Origin of the sequence: Idiomarina sp. 017G, from assembly GCF_004362265.1 — a bacterium.
GTDB lineage: Bacteria > Pseudomonadota > Gammaproteobacteria > Enterobacterales > Alteromonadaceae > Idiomarina > Idiomarina loihiensis.
The window spans coordinates 1-16,096 of sequence record NZ_SNWT01000009.1; the positions used below are offsets into that span (position 1 = coordinate 1).

13 protein-coding genes are annotated in these 16,096 nt (G+C 49.6%); 9 read left to right on the plus strand and 4 right to left on the minus strand.

Annotated elements, in window-relative coordinates; all coding sequences use genetic code 11:
• Positions 1-133: 133 nt before the first annotated feature.
• Positions 134-1,378 (minus strand): malic enzyme-like NAD(P)-binding protein, encoded by a 1,245-nt coding sequence (locus DEU30_RS11145; RefSeq protein WP_011235688.1) that lies wholly within the window; start codon positions 1,376-1,378, stop codon positions 134-136.
• 241 nt (positions 1,379-1,619) lie between these two features.
• A complete protein-coding gene (gene rpmE, locus DEU30_RS11150) occupies positions 1,620-1,838 on the minus strand; it encodes a 50S ribosomal protein L31 (protein ID WP_011235687.1) in 219 nt (72 codons plus the stop codon).
• A gap of 167 nt (positions 1,839-2,005) precedes the next feature.
• On the opposite strand from rpmE, the gene priA reads away from it, so the two are divergent.
• The 5 genes from priA (at position 2,006) to hslU (ending at position 8,619) form a co-directional block, all read left to right on the plus strand.
• The gene (gene priA / locus DEU30_RS11155) at positions 2,006-4,216 is read left to right on the plus strand and encodes a primosomal protein N' (RefSeq protein WP_011235686.1); all 2,211 of its coding nucleotides are present in this window, start codon (positions 2,006-2,008) and stop codon (positions 4,214-4,216) included.
• A gap of 92 nt (positions 4,217-4,308) precedes the next feature.
• The gene (gene argS / locus DEU30_RS11160) at positions 4,309-6,051 is read left to right on the plus strand and encodes an arginine--tRNA ligase (protein ID WP_011235685.1); all 1,743 of its coding nucleotides are present in this window, start codon (positions 4,309-4,311) and stop codon (positions 6,049-6,051) included.
• Positions 6,052-6,057: 6 nt separating this feature from the next.
• Positions 6,058-6,624 (plus strand): SPOR domain-containing protein, encoded by a 567-nt coding sequence (locus DEU30_RS11165; RefSeq protein ID WP_011235684.1) that lies wholly within the window; start codon positions 6,058-6,060, stop codon positions 6,622-6,624.
• Positions 6,625-6,707: 83 nt separating this feature from the next.
• Positions 6,708-7,265 carry an ATP-dependent protease subunit HslV gene (gene hslV, locus DEU30_RS11170; protein WP_011235683.1) on the plus strand — a complete coding sequence of 186 codons (558 nt, stop codon included), beginning with the start codon at positions 6,708-6,710 and terminating at the stop codon, positions 7,263-7,265.
• A 1-nt stretch (position 7,266) separates the two neighbouring features.
• Positions 7,267-8,619 (plus strand): ATP-dependent protease ATPase subunit HslU, encoded by a 1,353-nt coding sequence (hslU, locus tag DEU30_RS11175; RefSeq protein WP_011235682.1) that lies wholly within the window; start codon positions 7,267-7,269, stop codon positions 8,617-8,619.
• A gap of 24 nt (positions 8,620-8,643) precedes the next feature.
• Here the strand turns inward: hslU and DEU30_RS11180 are convergent, their stop codons facing one another.
• Entirely contained in the window at positions 8,644-10,716 is a 2,073-nt protein-coding gene (locus tag DEU30_RS11180; RefSeq protein WP_011235681.1) for a bifunctional diguanylate cyclase/phosphodiesterase, read from the minus strand.
• Between the two features lie 160 nt (positions 10,717-10,876).
• Between DEU30_RS11180 and rraA the strand changes: the two genes are divergently transcribed.
• Positions 10,877-11,362, plus strand: coding sequence for a ribonuclease E activity regulator RraA (gene rraA / locus DEU30_RS11185; RefSeq protein ID WP_011235680.1), 486 nt, complete (start codon positions 10,877-10,879; stop codon positions 11,360-11,362).
• Positions 11,359-12,408 (plus strand): formimidoylglutamase, encoded by a 1,050-nt coding sequence (locus DEU30_RS11190; RefSeq protein WP_011235679.1) that lies wholly within the window; start codon positions 11,359-11,361, stop codon positions 12,406-12,408. The genes rraA and DEU30_RS11190 overlap by 4 nt, the downstream gene beginning before the upstream one ends.
• Here DEU30_RS11190 and hutI read toward each other — a convergent pair.
• Positions 12,359-13,585 (minus strand): imidazolonepropionase, encoded by a 1,227-nt coding sequence (gene hutI, locus DEU30_RS11195; protein ID WP_011235678.1) that lies wholly within the window; start codon positions 13,583-13,585, stop codon positions 12,359-12,361. The genes DEU30_RS11190 and hutI overlap by 50 nt on opposite strands.
• Positions 13,586-13,708: 123 nt before the next feature.
• On the opposite strand from hutI, the gene hutC reads away from it, so the two are divergent.
• Together hutC and hutU are read left to right on the plus strand one after the other, a co-directional pair.
• Positions 13,709-14,410, plus strand: a complete 702-nt coding sequence (hutC, locus tag DEU30_RS11200) for a histidine utilization repressor (protein ID WP_011235677.1) — start codon at positions 13,709-13,711, stop codon at positions 14,408-14,410.
• Positions 14,411-14,413: 3 nt separating this feature from the next.
• Positions 14,414-16,090 (plus strand): urocanate hydratase, encoded by a 1,677-nt coding sequence (gene hutU / locus DEU30_RS11205; RefSeq protein WP_011235676.1) that lies wholly within the window; start codon positions 14,414-14,416, stop codon positions 16,088-16,090.
• Positions 16,091-16,096: the final 6 nt, after the last annotated feature.

The following is a 16,096-nucleotide window of genomic DNA, read 5'->3' on the forward strand; positions in this document are numbered from 1 at the left end:
ACCATAAACAGGCCGTATATATGCGAGCGCCCCGACATTTACCACGAGTTGCCGTTGCAAAACGGGAGGGGACCATATATGACGTTCACGTCAGGAATGGCACCTCACCTGACATAAATGTCAGGCTACGTGATTAATCCTGCATATAATTTTTTGGTAAATCGATTTTAGCTGCGCCGGACTTCACCGCGGCTTCGGCAACGGCGCGCGATACGCGTGGACACAAGCGCGGGTCAATTGGCTTAGGAATAATATAATCACGGCCGAAGGTTAATTCTTTGACACCGGCCGCTTTCAATACCGATTCCGGCACTGGCTCTTTCGCCAGCTGACGAATAGCTTCCACTGCTGCAACTTTCATTTCGTCGTTAATCGCAGTAGCACGCACATCTAATGCACCGCGGAACATAAACGGGAAGCATAAAACGTTGTTCACCTGGTTCGGGTAGTCTGAGCGTCCGGTGCCCATAATCAGGTCATCACGTGCGGCCATAGCGGTTTCCGGCTTAATCTCCGGGTCTGGGTTAGAGCAGGCAAACAGAACCGGGTTAGGTGCCATAAGTTTTAGCTCTTCTGCGCTGAGTAAGTTTGGTCCTGAAACCCCAACAAAGATATCGGCACCTTCAATAACGTCTTTTAGCGTACGTTTGTCAGTATTGTTGGCAAACAGCTGTTTGTATTCGTTTAAGTCATCGCGACGGGTGTGAATAACGCCTTTTGAGTCGAGCATATAAATGTGCTCGCGTTGTGCGCCACATTTAATTAAAAGCTCCATACAGGCAATGGCGGCAGCACCGGCACCAAGGCAAACAATGCGAGATTCTGCCAGGTTTTTACCCTGAATTTCTAACGCATTCAGCATACCGGCGGCCGTCACAATGGCAGTACCGTGCTGATCATCATGGAATACCGGTACATTGCAGCGCTCTATTAAGGCTTGTTCAATTTCAAAGCACTCAGGGGCTTTAATGTCTTCTAAGTTAATACCACCAAAGGTATCGGCAATGTTAGCAACGGTATTGATAAAGTCCTGAGTAGTACGATGATTCACTTCAATATCAATAGAGTCGAGTCCGGCGAAGCGTTTAAATAGAAGAGCTTTACCTTCCATGACCGGTTTTGATGCCAGCGGTCCCAGGTTTCCTAAGCCAAGAATGGCAGTTCCGTTAGTAATAACCGCAACCATATTGCCTTTGGCCGTATAACGGTAAGCCGCGTCCGGGTCCTGAGCAATTTCCCTAACCGGCTCTGCGACGCCCGGACTGTAGGCCAAAGCTAAATCTTTGCTGGTTTCTGCGGGAGTGGTGAGTTCAACCGAAATTTTACCCGGGGTCGGGTATTCGTGGTAATCCAGTGCCTGTTGGCGAAAATCTGTCATGCGGTGATACCTGAGTCTGGTTATCAGAATGCCAGTCAGTCTATCGCTTTTATGCTAAGAAACAAATCTTACCTCCGTCTTTATGCCGAATGACGAGAACTAAATTTAATGAGTGTTCAAAAGTACACCAGTTAACTTTTCGTTAACAATAGGAGGTTTAGGCAAGCGGGCACAAAAAAAGGCGCTGTTTAGCGCCTTTCTCTTAAGATCTGCTATTAAGCAGCGTTTTCTATAGGTTTTCTTAGGAGTCTTTCTTGCCCAGAGCACCAAAACGCTTCTTAAATTTATCAACACGACCACCAGTGTCCATTACACGTTGCTTACCAGTGTAGAACGGGTGGCACTCTGAACAGACGTCCAGGTGAAGATCTTCTGAGCGGGTTGAACGCGTTTCGAACGTGTGACCGCAAGAACAGCTGACTTTTAAAGTCTCGTACTTAGGATGAATACCTTGTTTCATGGGGTTACCTCAGTTATGGGCCGCATCGCCATTCGATCCAAAGCCGAACACCATGCGCAAAAAAACATCAATGAATTAAGAGCCGCGCATTTTATGTGATCCTGAGCCTGTGATCAAGTAGAATCTGCTGCCTTGTATTCTGCGCGGTAGCGTTCCAGAATAGAGCCATGAAGCAAGCCAGCACCGGTAGCGAACGACGTTATAAAGTCGCACTGCCGCTACCTCTTCGACAAACCTATGATTATCTGTGCAAAAGTGCCGAGCCACTGCCGCAGGGAGTCCGCGTGCGCGTGCCTTTTGGCCAGCGTCAGCTAGTGGGTTACGTGGTTGCCGAAGCCAGTGACGAACCGCCAACATTTGAACTGAAGTCGGTTGCTTCGGTTCTCGATGAGCAGCGACTGTGGCCGGATGATATCTGGCAGCTGGTGCGCTGGTCTTCCGACTACTACCATCATTCATTGGGGGATGTAGCCGCTAATAGCCTGCCGGTTCTGTTGCGCAAAGGCGATGCGCCGGAATATCTGACCGAAACTTTTTATGCGTTGACCGACTTAGGCCGGGCGCAGTCCATTAATGATTTAAAAGGGGCTGCAAGACAGCAGCAGGTGCTGGCGGCGCTTAAATATCAGCCGCTCAGGCGCAGCGACTTGACCGATATAGGCGTCACCTCAGCCGTGCTTCGTACCTTACAGGATAAAGGCTGGATTGAAGTGCGCGAGCAGGCACCGACTAAGAATCAGGGCTGGCAAAAGCAGTCATCGGTGCTAAAAGAGCAGGGGCATGCACTAAATACCGAGCAGGCAGTGGCGGTTTCGACCATTAACCAACAGCAGAAGCACAGTACGTTGTTGCTGGAAGGGGTTACTGGTAGTGGCAAAACCGAAGTGTATTTGCAAGCCATGGAACCGGTGCTGGAGCGTGGAGAGCAGGTGTTGGTGCTGGTACCGGAAATAGGCCTGACTCCACAGACTTTACAGCGCTTTAAAGAGCGTTTTGACGCGCCGGTGGTCATGCTGCACTCCGGTATGAGTGACAGAGAACGTTTGAATACCTGGCTGGACGCGAAGCACGGACATGCGGCAATCATTATCGGTACCCGTTCGGCGGTGTTCACACCCTGCCAGAAGCTCGGACTTATCGTGGTCGATGAAGAACATGACTTGTCTTACAAGCAACAGGACGGCTTTCGCTACCACGCTCGGGATATTGCCATTAAACGGGCGTCTTTACTGAATATTCCGCTGGTACTGGGTAGTGCAACGGCCTCGCTGGAAACGCTGAATAACGCGGTCAGCAAGCGTTTTCACTGGCTTAAGCTGGGGCAGCGAGCTGGTGGTGCGCAAATGGTTAAACACGAGCTTATTGACCTGAAGCAGCAGCCCATTAAAGCCGGTGTTTCCAAAGCGTTGCAGGAACAGATTCAGGTAGAAATTGAACGCGGTAATCAGGTATTGCTGTTTCTTAACCGTCGCGGTTTTGCACCGGCGTTAATGTGTCATGAATGTGGCTGGCTGGCGCAGTGTCATCGTTGTGACGCTTATTACACCGTACATAAAGCTCATCACCAGTTGCAGTGTCATCATTGCGGTAGTCAGCAGCGAATACCTAAGCAGTGCGGTTCCTGCGGCTCCACGCACTTAATTTCACATGGTGTGGGTACCGAGCAGTTAGAGCACAGCCTGAAGGAGATGTTTCCGGGTCGTGGAGTGCTGCGCATTGACCGGGACTCCACCCGCCGTAAAGGCCAACTGGATGATTACCTGCAAAAGGCCACCAACAATGAGTATCCGCTGCTGGTCGGCACGCAGATGCTGGCAAAAGGCCATCACTTTCCCCATGTCACTCTGGTGGCGCTGTTGGATGTTGATGGTGCGCTTTACAGTGCGGATTTCCGGGCAGCAGAGCGTTTAGGCCAGCTTTATACTCAGGTAGCGGGGCGCGCCGGGCGGGAGCACAAAGCCGGCAAGGTGGTGCTGCAAACCCATCATCCGGAACACGACTTAATTCAGGACTTACTCAACAACGGTTATTCACATTTCGCGTTGACGGCTTTAGCCGAACGCCAGCAAAGCGAGCTGCCGCCGTTCTCTTATTTGGCGTTGTTCCGTGGCGAAGCAACCGACAGAGACTCGGTGGTACAGGCTATGACCCAAATTCAGCAGTTAATGCCGCAGGTGGAAGGTGCGTTTTTACTGGGGCCGATGCCAGCTTTAATGGAGCGTAAAGCTGGTCGTTACCGCTATCAATTACTGTTACATTGTCAGTCACGTAAATTGCGTTTTCAGCTTATCGAACACTTGTTGCCGCAGATTAACGCCTTGCCGTTATTGAAAAAAGTGCGCTGGTCACTGGACATTGATCCACAAGACTTCAGCTGATTAACAACTAAGCGGTTTTTTTTATCGAGCGTAGCGATTAAACTAAGCGCTTTGAATTTCCTCTTCGATTTTTCATACAGGTAGTCGCATTAATGAAAGAACAACTTGAACAGTTACTGGCCGAAGCCATTGGTCAACTTAAAGCACAGGGCACAATTCCGGCGGATCATTCAGTAAACATTCAGTTGGACCGACCCCGCGATAAGTCTCACGGTGACTTTGCGACAAACCTGGCATTAATGCTGGCAAAGCCTGCGAAATCGAATCCGCGTCAGTTGGCAGAAGCCATTGTTGCCGCGGTTCCGGAAAACTCTTTACTGTCAAAAATGGACATTGCGGGTCCCGGCTTTATTAACTTCACCATTTCGCAGGACCAGCTGAAAGACCAGCTAACCGCAATGCTTAACAGCGACAGCCTGAACGTGGATGTGGCAGAAGAAAGCAAAACCATTGTTATTGACTACTCGTCGCCTAACCTGGCCAAAGAAATGCACGTAGGCCATTTACGTTCAGCCATTATTGGCGATGCCGTGTCCCGTGTGTGTGAATTTTTAGGGCACAAAGTGATTCGCCAGAACCACGTGGGCGACTGGGGCACGCAGTTCGGCATGCTCTTAGCGTACATGGAAGCGCTGGATAATCAGTCTGCTGAATATGAGCTGAGCAACCTGGAGACTTTCTATAAAGCCGCCAAGCAACGTTTTGACGAAAGCGAAGAGTTTGCTGACCGTGCACGTCAGCTAGTCGTAAAACTGCAGTCGGGCGACGAATACTGCCTGAAGCTGTGGAACCAGTTTATTGATGTGTCATTGAGCCATTGTCAGGACGTTTACGACCGTTTAGGCGTTAAACTGACTCGTGACGATGTGATGGCTGAAAGCGCCTACAACGACAAGTTACCGGGTGTTATTGAGCACCTGCGAGAAAAAGGCCTGTTGACGGAAGATCAGGGGGCACAATGTGTGTTCCTTGAAGAATACAAAGGCAAAGAAGGCGAGCCGCTGCCAATTATTGTGCAGAAAAAAGGTGGGGGTTATCTTTATGCCACTACCGACTTAGCCGCCATTGAGTACCGTCAGAAAGAACTGGGCGGCGACCATTTGATGTACTTTGTGGATGCCCGTCAGGCACTGCATTTTGACCAAATTTTTACGCTGGCGCGCAAAGCCGGTTTTGTGGAAGGCGATATACAGCTGAACCATTACGGTTTTGGTACAGTAATGGGCAAAGACGGTAAACCTTATAAAAGTCGTGACGGCGGCGTAACCAAGCTGGCTGACTTACTGGATGAAGCCGAACGCCGTGCGCTGGAACTATTGCAGCAAAAAACTACCGACCTTAGCGAAGAGCAGCAGAAACGAGTTGCTGAAGTAGTGGGTATTAGCTCAGTTAAATACGCGGACTTATCGAAAAACCGTACCAGCGACTACGTTTTCGACTGGAACCACATGCTGACTTTTGAAGGCAACACTGCACCTTACCTGCTTTATGCTTTCACCCGCGTGAACAGTATTTTTGACCGTTTAGGCGACACCGCCTTTGACCGTAACGCAGATATTATTCTGAGTGATGAGCGCGAGCTGGCGCTAGCGAATCAGTTGGTCCGTTTTAACGAAGTACTGCATCAGGTTCAGGATAAAGCGATGCCGCATTTCTTATGTGGTTTTCTGTTTGATTTGGCCGGTCGCTTCTCCAGTTTTTACGAAGCCTGCCCAATTTTGAACCAGGAAGACGAAGCGCTTCGTAACAGCCGCCTGAAATTGTCGATGTTAACGGCTAATGTGCTGAAGCAAGGTCTGGAATTGCTGGGCATTCCAACTCTGGAGAAAATGTAACGCACTATGGATTACGCGAATCGTAAGCCAAAGTCGCCGAAACGTAAGCCGACTAAGAAAAAAGGAACCAATAAAAAACAGCAACGCGGCGCAAAACCGGTTGCTGAGCGAAAACCGGTGCCCTGGTTTGTGGTCGCTGTTGCCATTGGTCTCATTGCTTTCTTTACCTATATTCTGGTGCAAATTAGTGGTAAGTCTGAACAGGTTGAACAGCCGCAGGTGCAACCACCTCCGGCGGATTTATTGCCGAAAAAATCGGCTGAGCGCTGGCGTTATATTGAAGAGTTAAGAAGTAAAGAAGTAGAAGTGGATGTGCCGGAACGTGAAGTGGGTCCACCGAAACTCATGCAATGTGGCTCTTTCCGTCAGCAGGAGGACGCCGAAAGGTTGCGTGCACAAATTGCGATGGCGGGGCTGGAATCTCAGGTGCGCTCGACTGAAGGCAGTAATGGGCTTTGGTACCGAGTCATTCTGGGGCCTTATGAAACCAAACGCGATGCCGAACGTGATCGCCATAAATTGCAGCGTAATCAGGTGTTTGGCTGCGCAATCTGGAACTGGAATATCGATTAGTCGACATTCACCATTGAAAAATACGATATAGACCCTCAAATACTTGTCATCGATGTCACTAAGACAAAAAAGAGGGTCTTGATTTGACTACTATCGTATCTGTTCGCCGCGGCGATAAAGTTGTTATTGGCGGTGATGGCCAGGTTTCTCTGGGTAATACCGTAATGAAAGGCAACGCGCGCAAAGTGCGTCGTCTATACCACGATAAAGTGCTGGCAGGTTTTGCCGGTGGCACCGCTGACGCTTTCACACTATTCGAACGTTTTGAATCCAAACTTGAGCAACATCAGGGGAACCTGATGCGTGCGGCTGTGGAGCTGGCAAAAGACTGGCGTACCGACCGTGCTTTGCGCCGACTGGAGGCATTGCTTGCGGTTGCTGACAAAGAAACGTCATTAATTATTACCGGTAATGGCGATGTCGTGCAGCCGGAAAACGACTTGATCGCGATTGGCTCCGGTGGGCCGTTTGCGCAGTCGGCAGCAAGAGCTTTGCTGGAAAATACTGACTTAAATGCCCGCGACATTGTGCAAAAAGCACTGACCATTGCAGGCGATATTTGCGTGTATACCAACGGCAACCAGACCATTGAAGAAGAAGAGTCTATTGCTGAAGACAAAACGAAGCAGGGGAAAAAATAAGATGTCTGAGATGACCCCAAGAGAAATTGTAGACGAATTAAACCGACATATTATTGGTCAGGATAAAGCCAAACGCGCTGTCGCTGTTGCTTTGCGTAATCGCTGGCGCCGGATGCAGCTGGATGACGAGCTGCGTCAGGAAGTAACACCTAAGAATATCTTAATGATAGGTCCTACCGGTGTGGGCAAAACGGAAATTGCCCGTCGGCTGGCTAAATTAGCGAGAGCGCCTTTTATTAAAGTTGAAGCGACTAAGTTCACAGAAGTGGGTTATGTGGGTAAAGAAATTGAATCCATTATTAAGGATTTAACCGACGTTGCTGTGAAACAAACGCGCGAAGAAATGATGCAGAAGGTACGTTACCGCGCTGAAGAAGCGGCGGAAGAGCGTATTCTGGATGTACTGCTGCCACCAGCTAAGACGTCTTCTTCTGGTTGGGCTCAGCAACAGGAAGAGACGCCGGAAAACGATGACCAACGTGGCACGCGTCAGGTATTCCGTAAGAAATTGCGTGAAGGCCAGCTGGACGACAAAGAAATAGAAATTGATTTAGCCATGCCGCAAATGGGTGTTGAAATTATGGCGCCGCCGGGAATGGAAGAAATGACGTCGCAATTGCAGAACATGTTCCAGAACATGGGCAGCGATAAGACCAAGGCGCGCAAAATGCGCATTAAAGACGCTTACAAACAATTGGTTGATGAGGAAGCGGCAAAGCTGCTGAATCCTGACGACGTTAAAGAAGCCGCTATTGAGTCGGTTGAGCAGAACGGCATTGTCTTTTTAGATGAAATTGACAAAATTTGTAAGCGTGGTGATACCAGCGGGCCAGACGTTTCCCGCGAAGGTGTACAGCGCGATTTACTGCCTTTGGTTGAAGGAACCACGGTGAATACCAAGCATGGTATGATAAAAACCGATCATATTCTGTTTATTGCTTCTGGTGCATTCCAGATGAGCAAGCCGTCAGACCTTATCCCTGAATTACAGGGGCGTTTGCCTATTCGGGTTGAGTTGGAAGCACTGACTAGTGGTGACTTTGTTCGCATTCTGACAGAGCCAAGCGCGTCGCTGACCACTCAGTATCATGCTCTGCTGAACACTGAAGGCGTAGAGGTAAGCTTTACTGAAGAAGGTATCCAGCGCATTGCTGAAGTGGCCTTCCATGTAAACGAAACCACAGAAAATATTGGTGCGCGTCGCTTACATACGGTGCTGGAGCGTTTAATGGAAGAAATTTCGTTCCATGCCACTGACCACAGCGGTGAGAAACTGGTTATTGATGCCGACTACGTGAATGAACATGTCGGTGAGCTGTCACAGGACGAAGACTTAAGCCGGTTCATCCTGTAAAAAAACTCTGCAGAAATTGTAGAGCTAGAAAGCCGTTGCAAACTCTCCGGGTGGCAACGGCTTTTTGTCGCCCTGAATTTGGCGTTCAATAAACTGCTCGGCAAATTGCAGACGCATTGGTGGTGAATAGAAGTAGCCCTGCATCATGTCGCAACCCAGCTTTTGCAACATGTCCTGTTGCTCTTCGGTTTCAATGCCTTCGGCAATAACGCGTTTACCCAGACCGTGAGACAAACGGATCATAGCTTTTAAAATGGTGACATCGTTATTATTTTGCTGCAGTTCGCTGACAAAGCTGCGGTCTATTTTAATTTTGTTAATAGGTAATGAGCGAAGGTAAGCCAGTGAAGAATGGCCGGTACCAAAGTCATCAATAGAAATGCCAAAACCCATTTCCCGCAACCGCTGGATAACACTCATGCCGTTGTGTAAATCTGACATAGCTACGTTTTCGGTAATCTCAAGCTCCAGCCATTCAGGTGAAATACTGTAGTCTTCCAGTAGTTGCTGCATTTTTTCGATTAATTGAAAATGCTGAAATTGCGGCGCGGATAAATTCACCGCTATGGGCCAGCAGAGACCAAACTTTTGTTTCCAGGAGGCAAGGATAGCCGCCGCGTGGTTCAGCACCCAGTCATCCAGTTCGGTGGAAAGCCCCAATTGCTCGATATATGGCAGAAACTCTGCTGGACTCAGTAGGCCGCGATCAGGATGTTGCCAGCGGATCAGGGCTTCAAAGCCGCAAAGCTGTTGATGGTCAAAATCAAACTGCGGCTGAAGATACAGGGTGAACTCATTTTCCCGCATCGCGCGTCGCAAAATTGGCTCCATATCAACCAGGTAAGAGTACATCTCATCCATGCCCCGCTCATAAACGGTAACACTGGGCTGGTGTGACTGCTTTGCCTGAGTCAGCGCAATGGTTGCTTTGTTCAGCAGAACTTCTGAGCGACTGCCGTGCTGAGGGTAGCGGGAAATGCCAATACCAGCGGCAATATTCAACGTTTTTTCACCCACTTCAATGGGCTTACTCAGTGTGTCCTGAAGTTCTGCAGCTAAATCTTTTATAAGACTGCGACTTTTTAAATGATCAAAGGCAATAGCAAAGACATCGCCGCTGATACGGGATACCGCCAGGGGCTGTTTGCGAAAGTTCTGCAGGCGTCGGGCAATTTCTTTTAACACCTGGTCACCACCGCGAATACCAATGTTTTCGTTAACCACTTTAAAGCGACTGACGCCAATAAGCATAATGGTTAACTGGCGGTTATTACTGCGGCAATACTCGATGAATAAAGGAATTTTACTGACTAGCTGATCACGGTTAGAGACTCCGGTCAGTGCGTCATGGGTATGCAGATACTCGGCTCTTTGAATGGCGCGCACGGCAGTATTGCGTTCAGATTCCAGTAGCCAAATAATTATACCGACAATGACAGCTGCAATGAGGATAACGGTGAACAGTGCCTGAAAGCTGAGGATCCAGTCAATGGCGTTGCCGGGCAAGAAGAAAATAGCACCGAGTACAATAAAGTTTTTAAAACCAATGCTGAAAAAGCCACCGGATACCAGTTTAGGGCCGAGACCGCTCCCTAATTTGCGCCACATAAACAAGCTGACCGCCACTAAGACTGAACCTGTGACCAGAAACCTCATAAACCCGGCATTGGGCGTGCTACCAGCGTAGCTGATGGTTGGTTCCAGCCAAAAGTATGAAATAATGCCGCCCAGCAAAGATGCCGCATAAGCTATGTATTGCCAGTAGTTTTGTGGTTTTTTATTAAAAGCGGCGCAAGAGGCACCCAGGGCAATAAAAGAAATGGCGAGGTACTGGCAGGTTAAAGCAACCCCCTGTAAACCACTGGACCAGCTAAGCGCAGACTCAGGCGCGATCATGGCGCTACCGGCCAGAAAGGCTCTGATGATTTCTCCGGGACCAAATGCACAGCAGGCGAAAGCCCAGTAGCCTAGATAATCGCGCTGATAGTATCTATGGTAATACATCAGTAAAGCGGCAAATCCGAGCAGAAAAACTGCCTGTATTGAATGCGCAAAGGTCTCTATAGCCAGACTGGTCATGAGGTCAAGCTGGGGCATGAAAATAGCAATTCACTTTATTATTATTATGGTTAGTTAGATTAAACGGGTTTTTATCCTATAATTCAAGGGTTTCGTTGCCGCTATCAGGTTGCTTTTGTCCGCACCGGATAGCAGGTATACTGCCAGCTACTGCTATAGCAACGTCAGGAATACAATCATGGAATACAACACTTCAGAACTTTGCGATTTATACCCCGATATGGTCGATGTGGTTGAACCCATGTTTGAGTCTTACGGAGGCCGCAGCTCTTTTGGCGGAAGTTTGGTTATTATCAAGTGCCACGAAGATAAAGGGCTTATTGAGGAAACCATTGCTGCCGACGGTGGTGGTAAGATTCTATTGATTGATGGTGGTGGTTCATCGCGCCGCGCTCTGGTTGATGCAGCCATTGCTGAGCAAGCCATGGATAACGACTGGGAAGGCATTGTCTGTTATGGCGCCGTGCGCGAAGTTGACGCGCTGGAAGAGCTGGATATTGGGATTCTGGGCGTTGCTTCTATTCCGGTTGGCGCTATTAGCGAAGGCGTAGGTGAACTGAATGTGCCGGTAAACTTTGGTGGCGTAACCTTTTTGCCGGAAGACCACCTTTATATCGATACTACTGGCGTTATCTTGTCTCCGGAACCATTAGATATTGAATGATGAGTGACATCTCTTACTTAGAACTGACCGACCCGGCAAAATGGGTCACGGTACGTGAACAGGAAACGAAAATTGGCCAGGCCATTCGGGGGCTCTCTGAACAAGGCACTTACGAAGAAAGCCTGGCGGCAGCCTGGGAAGACGGCCAGCGTGTAGCATTAGTCGGTATTCCCGAGAGTATCGGTGTGCGAGCCAACCTTGGTCGCGCCGGTGCCGATGACGGTTGGCAGGCTTTTTTGAAAAGCTTCTTAAACCTGCAAAAAACGGGGCTACTTTCTACGCACGAACTGTTGTTGGTTGGAGCGGTTAATTGCGACGACTTAAACGAAAAGGCCGCTGAACTCGATGCTACAGACGCCCATGATCTGGCCACTTTACGTGAACTTTGCGCGCAGGTTGATGCCCGCGTCGAGAAAATTCTGACGCCGTTATTCGAGCAGGGTTTTGAGGTGATTGTTATTGGCGGGGGTCACAATAATGCGTATCCGCTGCTGAAGAGTTTGCATAAAGTGACAGAGGAAGCTTGTGGTGCGGTCAATTTAGACCCTCATGCAGACTTTCGTCCGCGCGAAGGCCGCCACTCCGGCAATGGCTTTAGTTACGCTTATATGGAAGGTGCGCTGGAGTTTTACCATATTGTTGGTTTGCATCAGGGCAAAAACTCTGCCAGTAGCCTGCGTCAGCTGCAAGACGCTGGCATGCGTTATCATACCCTGCATCGCTTATATGAGCGTCCATTTGTTGAGGTGATGGACGAAGTGGTAGCAAAAGCCGTGTCCTGGCAGAGGCCGCTAGGTATTGAAGTTGATGTTGATGCATTAAATGCCGTACCAGCCAGCGCTGTAAACTATGTTGGTTTGAGTCTGGGGCAGGGTTTTCAGTACGTTAAGCGCTTAGCAGAGGTGAACGAAGCGCGTTATTTACACCTTGCCGAAGCCGCTCCTTCTTTGTGCAGTACCGGCTTCGACGAAGGCATGAAAATATGCGGACAGTTGCTTAGCGAGCTGACCACGGCTTACTTACACGGTCGTGAGCGACGCCGTTAAACCATAAGGTTTTTAACGGGTTCACACCAAACTGGTACGTGAGCTCAGCGGCGTCTTTGCAACTCCATAGTGCTAAATCTGCGTAACAGCCTTCTGCAATAACGCCGCGCTGGTTTTCGCCTAATGCTTTTGCTGCATTGACGGTAACGCCCCGCAGACACTCTTCCGGTGTCATGTGGAAAAAAGTCGCAGCCATTTGCAGCATTAACGGTAAGTTATGAATCGGTGATGAACCCGGGTTTGCATCGGTGGCAATGGCCATGGGAACACCGTGTTTGCGCAGTAACTCAACTGGCGGTTTTTGCGTGTCGCGCAGGAAGTAAAATGCGCCGGGCAATAACACCGCCACCGTGCCATTTTCGGCCATGGCCTTAACACCTTCTTCATCCAATTGCTCAAGATGATCAGCCGATAATGCCTGATAATCCGCGGCCAGCTTGGCACCTTTCTGGTTGGTGATTTGCTCGGCGTGAAGCTTAATTGGCAGTTCTAAGTCTTTTGCCGTTTTAAATACTTTTTCGGTTTGTGCCGGGCTAAACCCAATACTTTCACAAAAGGCATCAACCGCGTCGACCAGGCCTTCATTAGCCAGCGTCGGTAAAATGTTTTGAATAATTTCTTCAATATAGCCGTCGGCGTTATCCTTGAACTCAGGTGGCACTGCGTGTGCCGCCAGCAAAGTGGTTTTAATGTTCACTGGTAACTGTTCGGCTAACTGACGCGCTACGGTTAATTGTTTGCGCTCATTTTCCAGATCCAAGCCGTAACCGGACTTCACTTCTATGGTGGTAACTCCTTGTGACATGAGCGTTTCTGCGCGCTCTAACGCCAGTGTCAGTAACTCTTCTGCGGAGGCCTCGCGGGTGGCTTTAACCGTACTTTTGATACCGCCGCCCTGCTCAGCAATTTCCTGATAGCTGGCGCCATGCAGGCGTTGCGCGAATTCGTTAGCGCGGGATCCGGCCCATACCAGGTGAGTGTGGCAATCAATTAACCCGGGAGTCAGCAGACCACCGTTACCGTCAATGACTTCTGCAGTCGGGGTGGCGGGGGCGTCAAAAGCGGCACCCACAAATTCAATTTTGCCCTTATTAATAATGACTGTAGCGTCCTGGATAAGGCCATAACCCTTATCATCAGTCATTGTCGCTGCGTTGATATTTTCTATGCGTTGCATAACAGTCCTTTAAGGTTGGTTCTGATAAAAGAGTAGCAAAATCTGCTTGTATATACAATTATTCTGAACTAGACTTTTAGCCTCAAAAACATCGAATCATGTCATTTACATGTTGGGGTCGGGATGAACAAGTTCTCAAAGATAAAACAGCATATTTATCTGAAGATAGAATCCGGTGAGTGGCCTGAAAACCACCCTGTCAGTTCAGAAAATGCCTTGTCGGCGCAGTTTTCTGTCAGTCGAATGACGGCAAGACGCGCGCTACAGGAACTGGCCGATGAGGGGCTGGTCATTCGGACTCAGGGCTCTGGTACCTACGTTGCGCCAATTAAATCGCAAACCTCGTTCATGGCCATTCGCAATATTGCCGATGAAGTGCGTTCACGTGGCCACGATTACCGCGCCAAAGTGCATATGCTGAAAGAACAACCCGCCTCGACTCAGGTAGCTGAAGCGCTGGAGCTGGAAGAAGGGAGCCCGGTATTTCATTCGCTAATCACTCACTATGAAAATGACTTGCCGGTGCAGCTGGAAGAACGTTTTGTTAACCCCAAACTGGTTCCCGATTATCTTAAGCAGGACTACAGCAAGGTAACCCCGCACGAATATTTGTGTGTGGTTAGTCCGCTCACCGAAGCCAGTCATCAAATTGAAGCTATTCTGCCGGTCAATACTCTCTGCCAATACTTAAGTATCGACCGTCACGAACCTTGTCTCAGAATTTTGCGCCGCACCTGGAGCTCAGGTGGCGTGGTGACTTTCGCCACGCTGACCCATCCGGGCTCCCGCTTTAAGTTAGGCGGCCATTTAACCTTTAAGGAGTAAGTCATGTCATTCACCCGTTTGGATAAAAGCCGCAAAATTAGCGCCCCTCATGGAACCGAGCTAACCACCTGCAACTGGCAGGTGGAAGCTGCAAAGCGGATGCTGATGAACAATCTGGATGATGAAGTGGCGGAACACCCACAGGCGCTGGTTGTTTACGGCGGCATTGGTCGTGCAGCGCGCAGTTGGGAATGCTATGACAAAATTATTGAAACCTTAGAGCGTTTAAAACCAGACGAATCGCTGTTGATTCAATCCGGTAAGCCGGTAGGTGTATTTCCTACCCATGAAAACGCGCCGCGCGTGCTGATTGCAAACTCTAACCTGGTGCCTGAATGGGCAAACTGGGAACACTTTAACGAGCTCGATAAAAAAGGTCTGATGATGTACGGCCAGATGACCGCAGGCTCCTGGATTTACATTGGTTCACAAGGCATTGTGCAGGGCACTTACGAAACCTTTGGTTCGGTTTCGCGTCAACACTTTAACGGTGACGCAAAAGGTAAGTGGGTACTTACTGGTGGCCTTGGTGGCATGGGTGGAGCTCAGCCATTAGCGGCAACCATGGCCGGTTTTTGTATGTTGGCTGTTGAATGTGACGAGTCACGTATCGATTTTCGCCTGCGTACCGGCTATGTGGACCATAAAGCTACTAACTTAGACGATGCGTTAAAACTGATTAATGATGCGATGGCAAAAGGCGAAGCCATTTCAGTGGGCTTACTGGGTAATGCCGCTGACGTTTATTCGGAATTGCAGCAGCAAGGCGTGACGCCGGACGTAGTGACTGACCAGACCTCAGCCCACGACCCTCTGCATGGTTATTTGCCACAGGGTTGGACACTGGAAGAATACAAAGCGAAGCAGGAAAGCGATGCCACTGGTACGGTAAATGCTGCGAAAGAATCTATGGCGGTGCAGGTGCGCGCTATGTTGCACTTCCAGAAAGAAGGCGCGGCAGTACTGGATTACGGTAACAACATTCGCCAGATGGCCAAAGACGTAGGTGTTGATAACGCCTTTGACTTCCCGGGCTTTGTGCCGGCTTATATTCGTCCGCTGTTCTGTGAAGGTATTGGCCCATTCCGTTGGGTTGCGCTTTCGGGTGACCCGGAAGACATCTACAAAACCGACGAGAAAGTGAAAGAGCTGATTCCGGATAACGAGCACTTACACAACTGGCTGGACATGGCTAAAGAACGCATTAGCTTCCAGGGCCTGCCGTCACGTATTTGCTGGATTGGCCTTAAAGACCGGGCCCGCATTGCCCGCGCGTTTAACGACATGGTTAAAAGCGGCGAGCTGAAAGCGCCGGTTGTTATCGGCCGTGACCACTTGGATTCTGGCTCAGTTGCCAGCCCTAACCGTGAAACCGAAGCGATGCAGGACGGATCTGACGCGGTATCGGACTGGCCTCTGCTGAATGCTTTGCTGAATACAGCAGGCGGCGCGACCTGGGTCAGCCTGCACCACGGTGGTGGCGTTGGCATGGGTTACTCACAGCACGCCGGTGTGGTGATTGTAGCCGACGGTACCGAAGAAGCTGACAAGCGGTTAGGCCGGGTGCTGTGGAACGACCCGGGTACGGGCGTTATGCGCCACGCTGATGCCGGATACGATATTGCGAAAAACTGCGCCCGTGAACAAGGGCTTGATTTACCTATGCTGGATACGAAGTAAGGAGGT

What these genes read in the sequence shown, in the direction of transcription:
- DEU30_RS11180 (WP_011235681.1), bottom strand. Translation starts at nt 10,716, where the DNA reads ATGCCCCAGCTTGACCTCATGACCAGTCTGGCTATAGAGACCTTTGCG.
- priA (WP_011235686.1), top strand. Translation starts at nt 2,006, where the DNA reads ATGAAGCAAGCCAGCACCGGTAGCGAACGACGTTATAAAGTCGCACTG.
- argS (WP_011235685.1), top strand. Translation starts at nt 4,309, where the DNA reads ATGAAAGAACAACTTGAACAGTTACTGGCCGAAGCCATTGGTCAACTT.
- hutI (WP_011235678.1), bottom strand. Translation starts at nt 13,585, where the DNA reads ATGCAACGCATAGAAAATATCAACGCAGCGACAATGACTGATGATAAG.
- hslU (WP_011235682.1), top strand. Translation starts at nt 7,267, where the DNA reads ATGTCTGAGATGACCCCAAGAGAAATTGTAGACGAATTAAACCGACAT.
- DEU30_RS11190 (WP_011235679.1), top strand. Translation starts at nt 11,359, where the DNA reads ATGATGAGTGACATCTCTTACTTAGAACTGACCGACCCGGCAAAATGG.
- DEU30_RS11145 (WP_011235688.1), bottom strand. Translation starts at nt 1,378, where the DNA reads ATGACAGATTTTCGCCAACAGGCACTGGATTACCACGAATACCCGACC.
- DEU30_RS11165 (WP_011235684.1), top strand. Translation starts at nt 6,058, where the DNA reads ATGGATTACGCGAATCGTAAGCCAAAGTCGCCGAAACGTAAGCCGACT.
- rraA (WP_011235680.1), top strand. Translation starts at nt 10,877, where the DNA reads ATGGAATACAACACTTCAGAACTTTGCGATTTATACCCCGATATGGTC.
- hutU (WP_011235676.1), top strand. Translation starts at nt 14,414, where the DNA reads ATGTCATTCACCCGTTTGGATAAAAGCCGCAAAATTAGCGCCCCTCAT.
- hutC (WP_011235677.1), top strand. Translation starts at nt 13,709, where the DNA reads ATGAACAAGTTCTCAAAGATAAAACAGCATATTTATCTGAAGATAGAA.
- rpmE (WP_011235687.1), bottom strand. Translation starts at nt 1,838, where the DNA reads ATGAAACAAGGTATTCATCCTAAGTACGAGACTTTAAAAGTCAGCTGT.